Genomic DNA, 15,903 nt, shown 5'->3' on the forward strand with positions numbered 1-15,903 from the left:
AACATGTGAGTCTGCAACTGGAACCTTCCAAATAGTAGATTTCAATGCTGATAATATTTACAACTTCACTCCTTCTGTAATGAGTGTTTCTGATTCAGGACTAGTAACTGCAACTGCAGGTACCTATTCCTTTACAGTGACTAATGAAGCAGGATGTATTTCTCCAGCAAGTGAGAATGTAGAAGTAAATGAGCGACTTGAAACTCCAGCTGCTCCTATTGTTTCCTCTACTGTTAACACAACTTGTAATCTAAATAATGGTTCAATTTCTATTACTGAGATGGAAGGAACTGAATTTAGCATTGACGGTATAAATTATCAAACTAGCGGATTGTTCAATGACTTAGCGCCTGCAACATACTTTGTAACTGCAAGATTTATTGATGGAGAATGTATCTCTGATTCAACTGAAATTGAAATCATAGCAATTCCTGACACTGAAGATCCAGAACTATCAGAAATGTCCAATATTGATGTTGACACAGATTCTAATGCATGTGGCGCGAAAGTTTCTTTCTCTGCTCCTACTGCAACAGACAACTGTGATGGAACTGTGGTAACACTAAACGAAGGAAGCCTGGGTTCTGGAAGTGAATTCCCTGTGGGAACTACCACAGTGACTTACACTGCTACAGATGTTGCAGGAAATACTTCTTCTGTATCCTTTAATGTGATCGTAACAGATAATGAAGATCCTACAATAACTTGTCCTTCTGCTATAGTTACTATCACTGAAAGTGGCGAGAGTTATGCAATAGTAAATTTTGAAAATGCAACAGCTACAGACAATTGTAATGTAACTGTAGAACAAACTGCTGGATTAACTTCAGGAAGTCAATTCCCAATAGGAGAATCTGTAGTAGAATTCACTGCTACAGATGCTTCTGGAAATACTTCAACTTGTAATCTAACTATTACCGTAGAAGATAAAGAACCACCAGTAATTTTTTGTCCTACAAATATAGACATGAAGGTTGATGCTGGAATTTGTGGAGCGGTAGTTTCTTTTGAAATTCCATCTGCTTCAGATAATTCAGGATTAGATGTAACTGTAACTCAAACTGCTGGTCCTGCTTCAGGAGAAGTATTCCCAGTGGGAACTACAACTGTAACCTTCACTGCTACCGATGCAGCTGGAAATTCAGCTTCATGTAGTTTCGATGTAACAGTAACCGATAATGAAGATCCAACTTTTGAACCTGTATCTAATATCGAAATTGATACTGATGCCGATGTTTGTGGCGCAGAAGTTTCTTTCTCTGCTCCTACTGCAACAGATAATTGTGATGGAACTGTAGTAACACTAAATGAAGGAAGTCTTGCTTCCGGAAGTGAATTCCCAGTGGGAACTACAACAGTAACTTATACTGCGACAGATGCTGCTGGAAATACCTCTACTGTATCCTTTGATGTGATAGTAACAGATAATGAAGATCCAACAATAGCTTGTCCAAGTAATATTATCACAACTAATGCGATAGGTCAAAATTATGCGGTAGTTACATATACCGAGATCACTGCCACAGATAATTGTAATGTAACAGTAGAAAGAACTTCAGGATTAGCTTCTGGGGCTCAATTCCCAATAGGAACTACAGTAGTAACTCATGTTGCAACAGATGCTTCAGGAAATATAACTGAATGTAGCTTTACTGTCCTTGTTAAAGGAACTCCGGTTGCTGTAGATGATGCTGTTACAACTAATGAAGATACTTCTGTAATAATTTCAGTTCTAGGTAACGATTCAGATCCAGATGGAGATCCACTTACAATTATTAGCAATACTAATACTAGCAATGGAACTGTAGTTCTAAATGAAAACGGAACTTTCACTTACACTCCAAATGCAAATTATAACGGAACAGATTCTTTTGAATACACGATATCTGATGGTAACGGCGGAACAGATACTGCAACAGTTACAATAACCGTGGTTCCTGTAAATGACGCTCCTATAGCCTTGGATGACTCGGCTTCAACTAATGAAGATACTCCAATAACTGTTTCAGTTCTTGATAATGATAGTGATCTAGATGAAGATGCACTTTCTGTTGTAAGTACAACTTCTCCTTCAAACGGAACTGTAGTGATCAACGAAAATGGAGCTATTACTTACACTCCAAATGAAAACTTCAACGGAACTGATTCTTTTGAATACACAATTTCAGATGGAAATGGAGGAACGGATACGGCTACAGTAACTATTACTGTAAATGCGATAAACGATGCACCAGTTGCAGTAGATGACGTAGCTACAACAGATGAAGATAATCCAATAACAGTTTCTGTACTTAACAATGACAGCGATATAGATGGGAATGGTTTAACTGTAACTGCGGTTACTACTCCCTCTAATGGAACAGCTGTGATCAATGAAAATGGAACTATTACTTACACTCCTAATCCAGATTTCAATGGAACTGATTCTTTTGAATACACAATTTCGGATGGAAATGGTGGAACAGATACTGCTACAGTTACAATAACTGTAAATCCAGTAGATGATGCTCCTCCTGCCCCACCAACGGTGACGGTAACTCAACCAACTTGTGAAAATCCAACTGGTACTATCACGGTAGAAACAATTGATGGTTTAACTTATAGCCTTAATGGAGTAGATTACCAAGAAAGCGGAGTTTTTGCAGATCTTGAGCCAGGCACCTATTCTGTAATTGCGCAGGACGGATTTGAACAAGATTCTGAAATAACTGAAGTGACTGTTAATGAACCAATAGCTGTGGTAATTGAAACAAGAACTAATGTATCACAATGTTATGATAATGGTTTTTATAACTTATTCGACTTATTAATTGGAGATTTCGATCGCACAGGAACTTGGGAAAACCCAAATACAGTAGGTAGCTTAGATGGTAGTAACTTAGACTTAAGTTCATTTGAGAATGATCTGGGAACTTATACCTTCAATTATGTTATTGCAGGGAACTGTCCTTCTACGACAGAGGTTCAATTAACAATAGATGCTACTTGTATCGTTTTAGATTGTAGCATAGACGATATTAGAGATAGTATCTCTAAAGCAGTAACACCAAATGGCGATGGATTTAATGACTTCTTTACAATTGGCGTGGATCTAGATTGTGGATTTACATTCGATGTGAAGATCTTCAATAGATGGGGAGCAGAGATCTACACCATGAAAAATTATCAAAACAATTGGGATGGATTCTCAGATAAATCATTTACAAGTTCAAACCAATTGCCTTCAGGAACCTACTACTACATCATAGAAATTAATGGTGCAGGTGGTTTACAACCAATTCAAGGATACATCTACTTAGGAACTAAATAAAGCTATAAACATGAAAAACTTCTATATCCTTATAACGATATTTTTTGTTGGTCTCTTTACATCAAATGCTCAGCAATTACCGCAGTTCACGCAATATATGTATAACACCATATCTATAAATCCGGCCTACGCAGGAAGCAGAGATGGGTTTTCATTAACTGCTTTGAACAGAAATCAATGGGCTGGATTAAGTGGAGGTCCCGTAACTCAGACGTTGTCTATTAATACACCTCTGAATAACGAAAAAATTGGTCTAGGTTTATCTGTGATTAATGATAAAGCTGGTTATGAAAAATATACTTATCTATATGCCGATTTCTCTTACACTATAAATGTAAGCGATAATACTACCCTTGCATTTGGTTTAAAGGGAGGTGCCAGTTACTATGATCTGGATGAAGATCTATTTGTAGAACCATCTGTTCTTAGTGATCCATTTTTCAACGATCAATTCAACAAATGGACACCTAATTTTGGTGCAGGAGTTTATCTATCTGCTCAGGATTGGTACCTAGGTCTTTCTGCTCCTAAATTAATAAATAACGATAATAACGATTTTAGCCAGTATGTGGCTCTGGAGCAGGTACACTATTACCTTACTGGTGGTTATGTATTTGATCTTAACGAAACTTGGAAACTACGACCAACTGCACTTGTTAAAGCTACTAAAGGGGCTCCCCTATCTTTTGATATGTCTGGAACGGTTATTTATGACGAAAAATTATATTTAGGAGGGACTTATAGATTAGATGATGCTGTGGGTGCATTTGCAGATTTCCAGATCTTACCGTCTTTAAGAATTGGTTATGCTTACGAATATTCAATTTCAGATCTTAGACCTTATACCTCTGGATCTCATGAAATTCTTTTGATTTTCGAACTGAGATCTAAGAATACCAAATATAAATCTCCAAGATTTTTCTAACATAAATAAAACTATTATGAAGAATTTCAACTACTTAATACTCCTACTATTTATTGGAAATAGTTTTATGGCCTCCGCACAAAACGGTAAGCAGAAAAAAGCAGATCGTTTATACCAAGATCTCGCTTATATTGAAGCTGTAGATGTTTATAAGGAACTTATAGAAAAAGATTTTAACACCACTTACAATCAAAGTAAACTTGGAGATAGTTATCTAAAACTTAGCAGCCCTGAGAACGCCGTTTTTTATTATGCAGAAGCTGTTAAAGACACCAGTATTTCTCCAGAGTATTATTTTAAATATGCACAAGCCTTACGAGGAGTTAAACGATATGACGAATCTAAAGAATGGCTAAAGAAATATAGTACTGCTGGAAAGAACAAAGCTGAAGTGGACGAATTGCTTTCTAAAGATATAGCAGACTTTAAAATAAAGGATAATTACACTTTAGATAAAGTTGCCTTCAACTCTGGATATAGTGATTTTGGAGCTTATGAGCATGATGGCGTTACTTATATAGTATCTGCAAGAGATGGCGGAATGTCCAAAAAGAATAAGGTTTATTCCTGGAACGGAGAACCATTTTTGGATATTTATCAATTAGGTGCTAATTCTGAAACAGTATCTTCTGTAGCTGGAGATATCAATACAGTTTTGCATGAAGGTCCACTTGCTATTACTAAGGATGGTAAATACATGTACTTCACTAGAAATAACTACCTTAATAATAAAGAGGGTAAAAAACTTAAGGATGAAACTAATAATCTAAAGTTATATAGAGCAACCAATAATAACAATTCATGGGGAGACATAATGGAACTTCCATTTAACGATAATGGATATTCAGTTGGGAACCCAAGTTTATCTTCAGATGGGACAATACTTTATTTTGTTTCTGATATGCCAAATGGTTTTGGTGGTGCAGATTTATACAAAGTCGAGATTATGGAGAACAATATGTTCGGGAATCCCGTGAATCTTGGAACTAAGATCAATACTAGTCTAGACGAATCTTTCCCTTTTATGGCTAAAGATTCAATTCTATACTTTTCTTCTAACGGGCATGCAGGCTTCGGTTTGATGGATATCTTTAAAGTAGATCTTTCTAAAGAAGCTTCAGAAGTAACTAATATTGGAGAACCAATAAATAGCAATCTAGACGATTTCGCATATTTTCAAAAAGAGGAGAGCAACTTAGGTTACTTTGCTTCTAACAGAGCTGGCGGATCCGGAAGTGATGATATCTACGGATTCAACTTACTGAAAATATTGATTTTAAAAGGACAAGTAACAGACAAGGTGAATGGAGATCCAATTCCAAATGCTACAGTGCGTTTATTCACACCAGACAATAAGCAATTGGCTTTTATTGAAACGGATATAGATGGGAACTATGAGCAGGAGATCAATAGAAATATGAAATACCCTATTGAAGCTAAGCACATAGAATATAAAGAAATGACTGGATTAGTAGATTCTAATAATACAGATGATGTTGAAGAACTTATCTATAATATACAATTAGACCCTATTGAAGATGTAGAATATTTAGCTGAAATAAATAACATCTATTTCGATTTTGACAAATCTAATATTAGACCAGATGCAGCTAAAGAGCTAGATAAATTGGTTAATTTAATGACCGGTAAATATCCCGATCTAGTGATTAAAATTGGTTCCCATACAGATAAGAGAGGATCTGATCAATATAATGTCGGTTTAGCTGAAAGAAGAGCTATATCTACCTACGATTATTTAGTAGCTAATGGAATAGCTCCAGAACGCATCAATGCACATGAGGGGTTTGGTGAAAGAGAACCAGCTATAGCATGTGATCTATGTAGTAAGAAAGAACATCAGTTAAATAGAAGATCTATGTTTAGTGTTGTAAAAATGAAGTAGATCTCAATAATAGAATATAAAACGCCCAGATAGTATTTTATTATCTGGGCGTTTTCGTTGTTATAACTTCTAATATTTATCCCTTCCCCACTGAGCTAATTAGTTTTCATTAGTCATATCATATAGATTGCCTTAAACATTATAAGAGCTAGGCTCATATTAACCAATTAACTTTATTCTGGTCCTGAAGAGAGCTAAATAATTCATCTAGGCAAGAACATTATATTATAAAATTCGTATATCTAAATCCCTTTTTTTGAATTATACACTCCCAATATAGTTATTCCTGAAACCTGAAACTTGAATTTTAGAACCTGAATTCAATAAACTAAAAAAACCCAAATTCAATAAACATTGAAGGTGGGTTTTTACATACTTATAGACTTGGTAAAATGTATGCTATAACTAATAATAGTCGGGGTAAACCAAGAACTTAAATATTATCTTCTCATAAAGATATTGGTGAAATAATTCTTACTATTTTTATCTTTATCTACAGAAATTCCGAAATGCGTAAAATCACCTTCAATATTAACACGATGCCCTTCACTAGCAATCCATGCCTTAACAACTGCATCAGCATTCCCATATCCAAAAGCAACATTTTCTGCTACTGCTTTGGCTCCAACGCCAGTAACCAAATTGCTATATCTTACATTAAAATTATCATGATTTACTACTTCATTGCTAGTCATATATATAGTATGATCATCTGCTTGATAAGTAACTTCATCTACTCTAGTAAGAGCCTTCATCCCTATACTTATTCTATATTTATTTACACCATCTAGAATTTCAGATTCCAAAGAAGTGTAAGTGATAGAATTGGATAGATTGGCGGTTTTTAATTCTGTATTATTTTCTGGAATAGCATTGTCTTTAGAACAAGATGCAAACGTAAGAATACAAGCAAAAACAACGCAAAATTGTTTTGTAAAGTTCAACATAATAAGTAGGTTAAGCGATTTGGTATAGCCAAACTACAAATAAAATCGATTAAATACACTTCATCTCATGTACTTAATCGATTTTATGGTAAATTTAACATATAATGTACGCTAAATCCTACATTTCTGATTCTATATTGAAGTTTATACGTAAGAAAAATAAAAATAATCCGTTAAAAGGTAAACATTTTGCCATCATCGGCTAACTCCACATTTGGGAATATGCTAATAGCCTCTTCTTTAAATGATTGAATATTAGGATACCTCGTAGAATAGTGTCCTAGAATTAATTTTTCGACTTTTGCATCCTTAGCTATTTGAGCTGCCTGTTTTGCTGTTGAATGTTTTGTAGGAGCAGCTAATTCCTTATTAACCTCCAGAAAGGTAGATTCGTGATATAATACCTTGGTATTAGAAATCTGATCAATCATTTCTGGATAATAGGCAGTATCGCTACAAAATGCATAACTCATAGGTTCTTCTGGAGGACCTGTAACTAAATGATTCGGAATTATTTCTCCGTCATTAGATTCCACATCCTTACCCATCTTTACACTCTGGTATAATGAAACATCTATATTATATTTCATGATCTCGTTAATCAACAACTTTCTAGGACCTGGCTTTTCTTTAAATAAAAATCCATTTGTATATATCCTGTGATTTAATGGAATTGTTTCTACTGTTACCTTGTCATCTTCAAAAAGTAATTCAGGTTCTTTGCTGTTTAACTCATGAAAATGCAATGGGTAATTTGTCCAGGATTTAGACAATTTAAGCTGTAGTATAATTATTTCCTTGATCCCCTTCGGTCCATAAACATGTAGTTCTGTCTCCCTGTTTAAAAGTCTAAAAGTTGAAATAAGCCCTACCAGTCCAAAGCAATGATCCCCGTGTAAATGTGAGATAAAAATGTTTTTGATCCGTGAAAATTTTATCTTATTTCTACGCAATTCAACTTGGGTACCTTCTCCACAATCAATTAGGAATAAATGGTTGTTTATTTCAAGTACTTGTGAAGTAGGGTTTGTAAATGTTCTTGGGGTCGCTGCATAACAACCAAGTATTGTTAATTTCATACATTTATTTTTTTGAACTTGAGAATTTAAAGAATGTCTTTAATATTTTATATATATCAAGAACTTTAGGTCAAGCTCAGTAGCGCTATTCTGATAGATCCGGAATGTTATAATAATTCACATTCCGAAATATCCCGACAAGTAACGGGAACAGGAATTAAACCATCCATAAAAGTTTAAAAACCTAATTCTCTCTCTAAGTCTTCCATTTTAATAATATCGCCGGCTTCCAACAGACTAGGCACTACAATTAATTCATCTGGAATCACATCTATAGAAATGTCTGAGTTTACAATAACAAAAGATTTTTTTTCTGCACGATGAATATTAGAAATCTCTAAAAAAAGAAGGGCATCTTTGACATCAAAATTTTGATAATTCAGCAAATCTACGATTACGTTATCATTTCTATAATCAGAATAATTCTCTGTGATCCTTTCAGCAAAATCCACGAGATTATTCTTGTTATCTTGTAAAATAATAAACTCTTCTTTTCGTGTAATTTTCATTTTTATTCTTTTAAACTACTATAAACTTATCGATTTATTTTTGAAGCCAATAGATAAATCACAGCCATTCTTACTGCAACTCCATTTTGCACCTGATCTAAAATAATAGCTTGTTTAGAATCTGCAACATCACTGGTTATCTCCACTCCCCTATTTATAGGACCTGGGTGCATCACCACGATTTCTTTATCAAGAGAATCCAGGATTTGTTTATTTAGACCAAACTGTTGTGTATATTCTCTAGTGGTTGGAAAATAACTAATTTCCATTCGCTCATTTTGTACTCTTAGCATATTAGCGACATCACACCATTCTAATGCTTTTATAAGATTAGTTTCAACACTTACCCCTAAAGATTCTATATATTTTGGGATTAAGGTTTTTGGACCACAAACCTTTACTTCAGCCCCTTGTAATTTTAAAGCAAAAATATTTGAAAGTGCAACTCTACTGTGCTTAATATCTCCCACTATTAAAACTTTCTTACCTTTTACTTCGCCAAGTTTCTCACGTATGGAATAACTATCCAATAATGCCTGAGTGGGGTGTTCATGGATTCCATCTCCTGCATTTATAATACTTGCATCTACATGCTTGGAAAGAAAAATTCCTGCCCCTGGATTTGGATGTCTCATCACCACCATATCCACTTTCATAGCAAGAATGTTATTTACCGTGTCTATTAAGGTTTCTCCTTTTTTTACTGAGGATGAAGCAGCTGAAAAATTAATAACGTCTGCACTTAACCTTTTTTCGGCCAGTTCAAAAGAGAGTCTGGTCCTGGTACTGTTTTCAAAAAATAAATTGGCGATGGTAATATCTCGTAAAGAAGGAACCTTTTTAATTGGTCTATTAATCACTTCCTTAAAATGATCGGCAGTTTTAAAGATCAGGTTAATATCTTCTTTTTTAAGATATTTAATTCCCAATAAGTGATTTACACTTAATTCGCTCATTTAGTATCTTTTTTCTGTGGAATCACTTCCTGTTCTGTTTTTTCAAAAGGTAAAAGATACACTGCATCTTCGCCATGTATTTCTTGCCAATGCACTTTTACTTGCTCATCATTAATTGCATCTACCTGCCTCCCATTATAATCTGGTTGTATGGGTAAATGCCTGCTGAATCTTCTATCTATTAGAGTAAGTAATTCTATTTCTTTAGGTCTACCAAAAGACTGAATTGCAGTTAAGGCTGAACGAATACTCCGTCCAGTATAGAGAACATCATCTATAAAGATCACTTGTTTATCTTCAACAATAAAATCAATCTTAGTTTTATTTGCTTCTAAGGGTTTAATGCTCCTTCTGAAGTCATCCCTGTAAAATGTGATATCTAGTTGTCCCGATTCAATATTTTTTATACCATACTCTTCTTCTAATAACTGAAGAATTCTATTGGCTAAAAACACCCCCCGAGGTTGAATTCCAATAATTACAGTATTTTCAAAATTAGGATGATTTTCTACTAACTGGCAAGCTAAACGACGAAGAATAATGTTGATCTCTTTAGAATTAAGCAACATTTTTTGACTCATAATAGAAACTGATGTTGATTGAGAAACAAAAGTAAGATTTTTTTTGATTTAGACTCAAGGTTTTTAATTGGGATTTAAAACGAACCTATTCTTCAAAAAATAAGATCATGCTATAGGGAGTATCTCCTAACGCATGATCTTTCTTTTTCAATAACAATTTTAATCCCTAACTCACAATAAATACGCTGGCGATAGCATTTACTTCTTCCATAGTTAATGGTTCGTCAAATGCTTCTGTAACCGCTGCATCCCCTCCAAAATCCTCAAACATACCGGAAAGATTTACTCCTCCTTGAACAGTGTTTTGTTCCCCAGCATAAATACCGCTGAAAGCGTCAGGAAGTGTATTATCATTAAAAGTAATCCAACCTTTTTCACCACGCATTCTTCGCACTTGAGATGCATGTCTGGCTTCTACCGAATGAATTTGCAAGGCATATTCCAAAAGCACATCGTTATCTATCAATGCTCCAGCTTGACCTTTATAAGCTCTTACACCAGTATCCTCGAAACCCTGAGATAATGCAAGAAAGATTTGATAATTACCGAAAGTGTCTAAACTTAATCCTCCCGGACCACCTGAGAAATCAAATTCTGGTTTTTCGATAGCAGCATCACCTAAGGCTGTAGCTAGAAAATCTACATGAGAAACTTCATGCTTTAGTATTTGACCAAAGACATCTCGATCCGCCGCTGGAATAAGTCCTGAAGTATCCATTCCCATTTGATAAAAATCACGCTCTAAATATTCTAAGGTAAGCGCGAAATTTAAAATATCTGTAGGGGATGCCTGGAACATTGCCGATGACATTGACATGGTGGCCGCAGACGTTTTTTTACTTGTTGCAGCCAATGCAAATGGTATGGAAGCTAAAGCCATATTTTTGCCTACATTTTTCATTTGATTAAAGGAATCTCTTCTTGAACCTTTAGTTTCAAAAAGTTGTTTATCGGAGAGATCATCTAAAAATTTTATAATATTCATAATGTTTAATTTTAAGATTAGTAATTAATTAAGCGGTAGGTAAGTTATTTGCTATGATCTTGGTTTCAAGAAAACCTGTTGAAGCTACCGCGGCTAAAACATCACGGGGCGCAACTGCTTTATCGTAAGCAATTCCAGATCCTCCAAGATCTACTAGAACATCATCTCCTGCGAAATAGGTTGTACCAGGTCTAATAAGATCTCTTATTGCTGAGGCATGCCTTGCTTCTACTGAAACTATTTTCCCTGCAAGCAACAAATAATCTGCGCTTTCCAATAATTTTCCGGCTCCATTATAAGCTGACACCCCTGTGTCTTCTAAAATTTGAGATACCGTTAATACATTATCTCGACTGCTAAAATCTACGCCACTAAAATTGAAATTTAATTCTGGAGCAACTTTACCCGGAGGCGCAATAGAGTTTAAAGCTGCTTTTAAGAAATCCCTATGAATTACTTCATGGTACCAAATGTCCCTTAAGATTTGTTTTTCTCCTCGATTAGATTCTGGTAATGAATTATAATAGAAACCATTTACAACCTCTGTATAGAACGCCGCTTCTAATTGCTCTAAAACATAAGCATAATTAAGGATTCCCAGATCTCCTTTCCCGAGATTGAATACTCTCTTATTATCTACGCCTTTTGCATCTAGCGCATTAATTTCTTCATCTGCGATTCCATCTTCCTCACAAGAATAGAGGAAGAGACTCGAGCCTACTACAGCTAAACCTCCAATTTTGAGAAACTGTCTTCTCGAATTCATTTTTCCTTCGCGCCCATCGTGAAACGACTGCACATTGATCATTGGTTTTTTCATAATTAATAATTTTAATTAATAATGTTAAACCACGCTAAGCAGGATATCTTTATTCAGGTACTTTGGTTAAGCGAATCGGAAAATCGAGGGCAATCAAAAATATTAGAACATTAAATGGGGGGATTTTAATGATATCTATAACACTCTGGAAGAGTGTCATTTAAACCTACGAAAGAAGTGCCGTCTTGGTTTTTATTAAATTGTTAATTATCATGTAATTAACTAAAATAATTAATTCTTTAACTTTTAAATAAAGCTTTTGAAGAAGATTGATTTATTTTCCTCCATAATAGTTTATGTATCTTCACCCCGCTAATACTGAATTTAAGTATGATTAAATGCAATTTTATTTAGTTAGATCATTTATGAAAAATATCAGATTCACTATTTTCATAATTGTATTTGCACAATTTTGCTGCACTTCTCTTTGGTTCGCAACAAATGCTGTTTTAGGAGAGTTGCTTTTAAATTTTCAATTAAATAATAATGCGCTAGAACATTTAACATCTGCGGTACAATTTGGTTTTATAATAGGAACTCTTCTCTTTGCTGTATTTTCTATTGCAGACAGATTCTCCCCATCAAAAGTATTCTTTGTTTGTGCGTTACTAGGAGCTGGAATTAATGCAGCAACCATTCTAGAAACTAATAATTTTCTAAGCCTTCTAATAATAAGATTTTCCAGTGGTTTTTTTTTAGCTGGAATTTACCCAGTAGGAATGAAGATAGCATCTGACTATAGTGATAAGGGATTAGGGAAAGCTCTTGGGTTTCTTGTAGGCGCATTGGTTCTAGGTACAGCATTTCCACATTTATTAAATGGTTTCGCCAATAAGATCTCCTGGAAAACTGTAATACTAGCTACTTCAGCAATAGCAATTCTTGGAGGCTTTTTAATTTTATTATTTGTTCCCAATGGTCCATATAGGAAAAGAAACTATAAACCCGCATTTAAAACAGCTAAGTTGATCTTTAAAGATCCTAAACTAAGAATTGCAGCATTAGGCTATTTTGGACATATGTGGGAGTTGTATTCATTTTGGGCATTTATTCCAATTATATTGACAACTTATTTTAGTTTTCATAACTCAACTACACCTAACATTTCTCTACTCTCCTTTACTATTATTGGTATTGGTAGCATAGCATGTGTAATTGCAGGTTTACTTTGCAATATCTATGGAGAAAAAAAGATTGCACGTACTGCTCTATTATTATCAGGATTTTGTTGCTTGATATCCCCTGTCTTATTTTATACAGACTCTAATGTAATATTCATAACATTTCTAATTTTCTGGGGAATGGTGGTAGTAGCAGACTCTCCTTTATTTTCTTCTTTGGTAGCTAAAAATACTCCTGCTGAATATAGAGCAACTTCGTTGACCTTGGTTAATAGTATAGGTTTTGCAATCACAATAGTAAGCATACAATCCATTTCTATAATTAGCAATTACATAGATCCAAAATTTTTATATTTAATATTGGGAATCGGTCCTATTATAGGAGTTATTGCATTATTTCAGAATACAAAACCCATTAGCTAATTGAATCGGAAGAAATAACAATTAAAAATCTTTCAAATGAAAACTGGCTATTAGGTTTAAAAAGCTGAAGTTTAGATCACCTATTTCTTGCTAGATTATTCATGAATAAATAAAAACACATTAAAAATGAAGGTTGCCAGTATTAAAGAGCTAAAAGATGAGCTTGGCCATAGATCTAAGGAAGAACTACTAGAGTATTGTTTGCAGCTTTCTAAATTCAAAAAAGAGAATAAAGAACTACTCACCTATGTTTTATTTGATTCTATAGATGAAGAAGAATTTATCTCTCAAATTAAGCAAGAGGTGGAAATTCAATTTGGTCTTATTAATAAAAAGAATTTTTATCTCATAAAGAAAAGTGTTCGGAAGATCTTAAAAATGATTAAAAAGTATATAAGATATTCCAAAAAGAAGGAAACTGAAGTTGAACTCCTATTATTCTTTTGTTCTCAATTATCCGATTTTTCACCTTCAATTAAAAGAAACACAACGCTTTTGAATTTGTATAATAGACAGTTACTGCTAGTTAAGAAAGGAATTTTACTTTTACATGAAGACCTACAGTATGATTATGAATTGGAACTTCAAGAAATTACTTTACAATGAGAATGAAAACATTTAAAATTGAAAATTTACTCACATTTAGCTTTTTTATATTTAGTGTGCTATGTTTTGGTCAACAGAAAGCTAATGAGAATTTTTCTGATGTAAATATTCAAATAAGGCATTTAGAAGACACTATTGGTTTCCCTCAATACAAATGGCAAATGGATAGCATCTTGTCTAGGATAGCTGCAGAAGACAAAATTATTACTTCTGAAATAAGCAAAGCATTAATTTGCCCTCATGATGATTATGCCTATGCTGCTGGCCTTTATAAAAAAACACTTTCCAGCATAAAAGCAAACACCATTGTACTCATAGGAGTTGCGCATAGAGCACGGAATTTCGACATCAAGGATAAAATTGTATTTGGTTCTTTCAAGGAATGGCAAACAGCCTTTGGAAACATTAAAATTTCGCCGTTAAGAGACAGGTTACTTTCATTAATTCCAGATAGCACTTATATCATTCAAAATGAAATGATGCAGTTAGAACATTCTTTAGAAGCTATTACGCCGTTCCTTCAGCAGAACAACAAATCTGTACAGATAATTCCAATGCTTGTTCCATATAACTCATTTGAAAATATGAACTCTTTTTCAGAAGTTATAGCTCAAGCTCTTGCTAATCTTATGAGGGAAAACAACTTGAATTATGGAGAAGATCTAGCTGTGGTAATTTCAAGTGATGCTATTCATTATGGAAATGAAGGATGGGGTAATTCCAATCTAGCTCCTTTTGGAGTGGATAGTGTAGGCACTTCTAAAGCTTATCTAAAGGATCTGGATATCATTAAGAACTTTTTGACAGAAGAAATATCAAAGGAAGGGATTAGTGAATTCAATAAAGTCACAGTGAAAGAAGAAAACTATATGGAATATAATTGGACTTGGTGTGGAAGATATTCCATTCCTTTTGGAGTTTTAATGGCTAATAAATTAAATCTAATTCTACATAATAAACCATTATATGGGGAACTAGTAGATTATAGATCAAGCATTCACAACAAACATATTAAGGTAGATGATCTAGGAATGGGTACAACTGCTCCTGCCAAAAACACACATTGGGTAGGATATGCAGGAATTAAATACAATTGATTAAATAAATAAGCCTGTACTAAGTTGTGCTTTTATTATCTGGATTTAATCAAATTTATCTAAATTGCTACAAGAATCATACTTGAAACCAAATATTATAAATCGATTCCCAAATCGTTTACCCTATTAAACGGTATAAATACCTTGTTAAAAGATTACTTTATGAAAAAAAAACTAACCTGCATCTTATTAGTTGATGATGATTTACCTACAAATTTCATCAATGAAAGAGTATTAAAAAAGATTGATTGTACTGAAAAAATCATGGCAGTACAAGGTGGATTTGAAGCTTTGGAATATTTAAAATCTACAGATAAAGAAAATCATCCTCAACCAGATTTAATCTTTTTAGATATCAATATGCCTGGAATGAATGGATGGGAATTTCTAGAAAACTATACTCATTTAGAAGAGACACAAAAAAGCAAAGCAATTGTGGTAATGCTAACCACTTCTCTTAATCCTGATGAAAGAGATAAGGCCAAAGACATACCTCAAATTTCTGGTTATCTTAATAAACCTTTATTTAAAGATGGAGTTATGGATATTCTAAAAGAGAAATTTCCGGAATACGTTTAGAAATTAGGCTAAACATATAAATAATATTTTTTTTTATTTAGTTATAAATGAAGTTTGCAATC

General features: G+C 33.9%; 14 protein-coding genes. 7 read left to right on the plus strand and 7 right to left on the minus strand.

Going from position 1 to position 15,903, the window contains the following annotated elements; all coding sequences use genetic code 11:
* The 3 genes from I130_RS11065 to I130_RS11075 all read left to right on the plus strand — a co-directional run.
* The coding region (locus I130_RS11065; protein WP_034923027.1) for an Ig-like domain-containing protein at positions 1-3,310 on the plus strand (3,310 nt) is incomplete at its 5' end.
* Positions 3,311-3,320: 10 nt separating this feature from the next.
* Positions 3,321-4,235, plus strand: a complete 915-nt coding sequence (locus I130_RS11070; RefSeq protein ID WP_034923028.1) for a type IX secretion system membrane protein PorP/SprF — start codon at positions 3,321-3,323, stop codon at positions 4,233-4,235.
* A gap of 16 nt (positions 4,236-4,251) precedes the next feature.
* Entirely contained in the window at positions 4,252-6,138 is a 1,887-nt protein-coding gene (locus I130_RS11075) for an OmpA family protein (RefSeq protein ID WP_034923029.1), read from the plus strand.
* A gap of 440 nt (positions 6,139-6,578) precedes the next feature.
* Here I130_RS11075 and I130_RS11080 read toward each other — a convergent pair whose 3' ends face one another.
* The 7 genes from I130_RS11080 to I130_RS11110 form a co-directional block, all read right to left on the minus strand.
* Positions 6,579-7,085 carry a CAP domain-containing protein gene (locus I130_RS11080; protein ID WP_034923030.1) on the minus strand — a complete coding sequence of 169 codons (507 nt, stop codon included), beginning with the start codon at positions 7,083-7,085 and terminating at the stop codon, positions 6,579-6,581.
* A 173-nt stretch (positions 7,086-7,258) separates the two neighbouring features.
* Positions 7,259-8,164: a ribonuclease Z gene (locus I130_RS11085; RefSeq protein WP_034923031.1), complete on the minus strand. Its 906-nt coding sequence runs from the start codon at positions 8,162-8,164 to the stop codon at positions 7,259-7,261.
* Between the two features lie 176 nt (positions 8,165-8,340).
* A complete protein-coding gene (locus tag I130_RS11090) occupies positions 8,341-8,673 on the minus strand; it encodes a hypothetical protein (RefSeq protein WP_034923032.1) in 333 nt (110 codons plus the stop codon).
* 26 nt (positions 8,674-8,699) lie between these two features.
* A complete protein-coding gene (locus I130_RS11095) occupies positions 8,700-9,629 on the minus strand; it encodes an aspartate carbamoyltransferase catalytic subunit (protein WP_034923033.1) in 930 nt (309 codons plus the stop codon).
* Complete coding sequence (pyrR, locus tag I130_RS11100; RefSeq protein WP_034923035.1) at positions 9,626-10,210, minus strand: bifunctional pyr operon transcriptional regulator/uracil phosphoribosyltransferase PyrR; 585 nt, start codon at positions 10,208-10,210, stop codon at positions 9,626-9,628. Before pyrR ends, I130_RS11095 begins: the two co-directional genes overlap by 4 nt.
* 166 nt (positions 10,211-10,376) lie before the next feature.
* Positions 10,377-11,195: a ferritin-like domain-containing protein gene (locus I130_RS11105; RefSeq protein ID WP_034923036.1), complete on the minus strand. Its 819-nt coding sequence runs from the start codon at positions 11,193-11,195 to the stop codon at positions 10,377-10,379.
* Between the two features lie 28 nt (positions 11,196-11,223).
* Positions 11,224-12,015, minus strand: coding sequence for a ferritin-like domain-containing protein (locus tag I130_RS11110; protein ID WP_051119692.1), 792 nt, complete (start codon positions 12,013-12,015; stop codon positions 11,224-11,226).
* A gap of 365 nt (positions 12,016-12,380) precedes the next feature.
* On the opposite strand from I130_RS11110, the gene I130_RS11115 reads away from it, so the two are divergent.
* From I130_RS11115 to I130_RS11130, 4 genes are all read left to right on the plus strand, one after another.
* Positions 12,381-13,559 (plus strand): MFS transporter, encoded by a 1,179-nt coding sequence (locus I130_RS11115; RefSeq protein ID WP_034923037.1) that lies wholly within the window; start codon positions 12,381-12,383, stop codon positions 13,557-13,559.
* Between the two features lie 126 nt (positions 13,560-13,685).
* On the plus strand, positions 13,686-14,165 hold the full coding sequence (locus I130_RS11120; protein WP_034923038.1) for a hypothetical protein: 480 nt from the start codon (positions 13,686-13,688) through the stop codon (positions 14,163-14,165).
* Positions 14,166-14,167: 2 nt separating this feature from the next.
* On the plus strand, positions 14,168-15,262 hold the full coding sequence (gene amrB / locus I130_RS11125) for an AmmeMemoRadiSam system protein B (RefSeq protein WP_034923131.1): 1,095 nt from the start codon (positions 14,168-14,170) through the stop codon (positions 15,260-15,262).
* A gap of 162 nt (positions 15,263-15,424) precedes the next feature.
* Positions 15,425-15,841 (plus strand): response regulator, encoded by a 417-nt coding sequence (locus I130_RS11130; protein ID WP_034923133.1) that lies wholly within the window; start codon positions 15,425-15,427, stop codon positions 15,839-15,841.
* The last annotated feature ends 62 nt before the right edge of the window (positions 15,842-15,903 follow it).

The organism is Gillisia sp. CAL575 (genome assembly GCF_000403785.1).
GTDB lineage: Bacteria > Bacteroidota > Bacteroidia > Flavobacteriales > Flavobacteriaceae > Gillisia.

Coding starts and splice junctions, on each gene's coding strand:
- I130_RS11110 (WP_051119692.1), bottom strand. CDS start 12,015: ATGAAAAAACCAATGATCAATGTGCAGTCGTTTCACGATGGGCGCGAA.
- amrB (WP_034923131.1), top strand. CDS start 14,168: ATGAAAACATTTAAAATTGAAAATTTACTCACATTTAGCTTTTTTATA.
- I130_RS11120 (WP_034923038.1), top strand. CDS start 13,686: ATGAAGGTTGCCAGTATTAAAGAGCTAAAAGATGAGCTTGGCCATAGA.
- I130_RS11115 (WP_034923037.1), top strand. CDS start 12,381: ATGAAAAATATCAGATTCACTATTTTCATAATTGTATTTGCACAATTT.
- I130_RS11105 (WP_034923036.1), bottom strand. CDS start 11,195: ATGAATATTATAAAATTTTTAGATGATCTCTCCGATAAACAACTTTTT.
- I130_RS11130 (WP_034923133.1), top strand. CDS start 15,425: ATGAAAAAAAAACTAACCTGCATCTTATTAGTTGATGATGATTTACCT.
- pyrR (WP_034923035.1), bottom strand. CDS start 10,210: ATGAGTCAAAAAATGTTGCTTAATTCTAAAGAGATCAACATTATTCTT.
- I130_RS11075 (WP_034923029.1), top strand. CDS start 4,252: ATGAAGAATTTCAACTACTTAATACTCCTACTATTTATTGGAAATAGT.
- I130_RS11070 (WP_034923028.1), top strand. CDS start 3,321: ATGAAAAACTTCTATATCCTTATAACGATATTTTTTGTTGGTCTCTTT.
- I130_RS11095 (WP_034923033.1), bottom strand. CDS start 9,629: ATGAGCGAATTAAGTGTAAATCACTTATTGGGAATTAAATATCTTAAA.
- I130_RS11090 (WP_034923032.1), bottom strand. CDS start 8,673: ATGAAAATTACACGAAAAGAAGAGTTTATTATTTTACAAGATAACAAG.
- I130_RS11080 (WP_034923030.1), bottom strand. CDS start 7,085: ATGTTGAACTTTACAAAACAATTTTGCGTTGTTTTTGCTTGTATTCTT.
- I130_RS11085 (WP_034923031.1), bottom strand. CDS start 8,164: ATGAAATTAACAATACTTGGTTGTTATGCAGCGACCCCAAGAACATTT.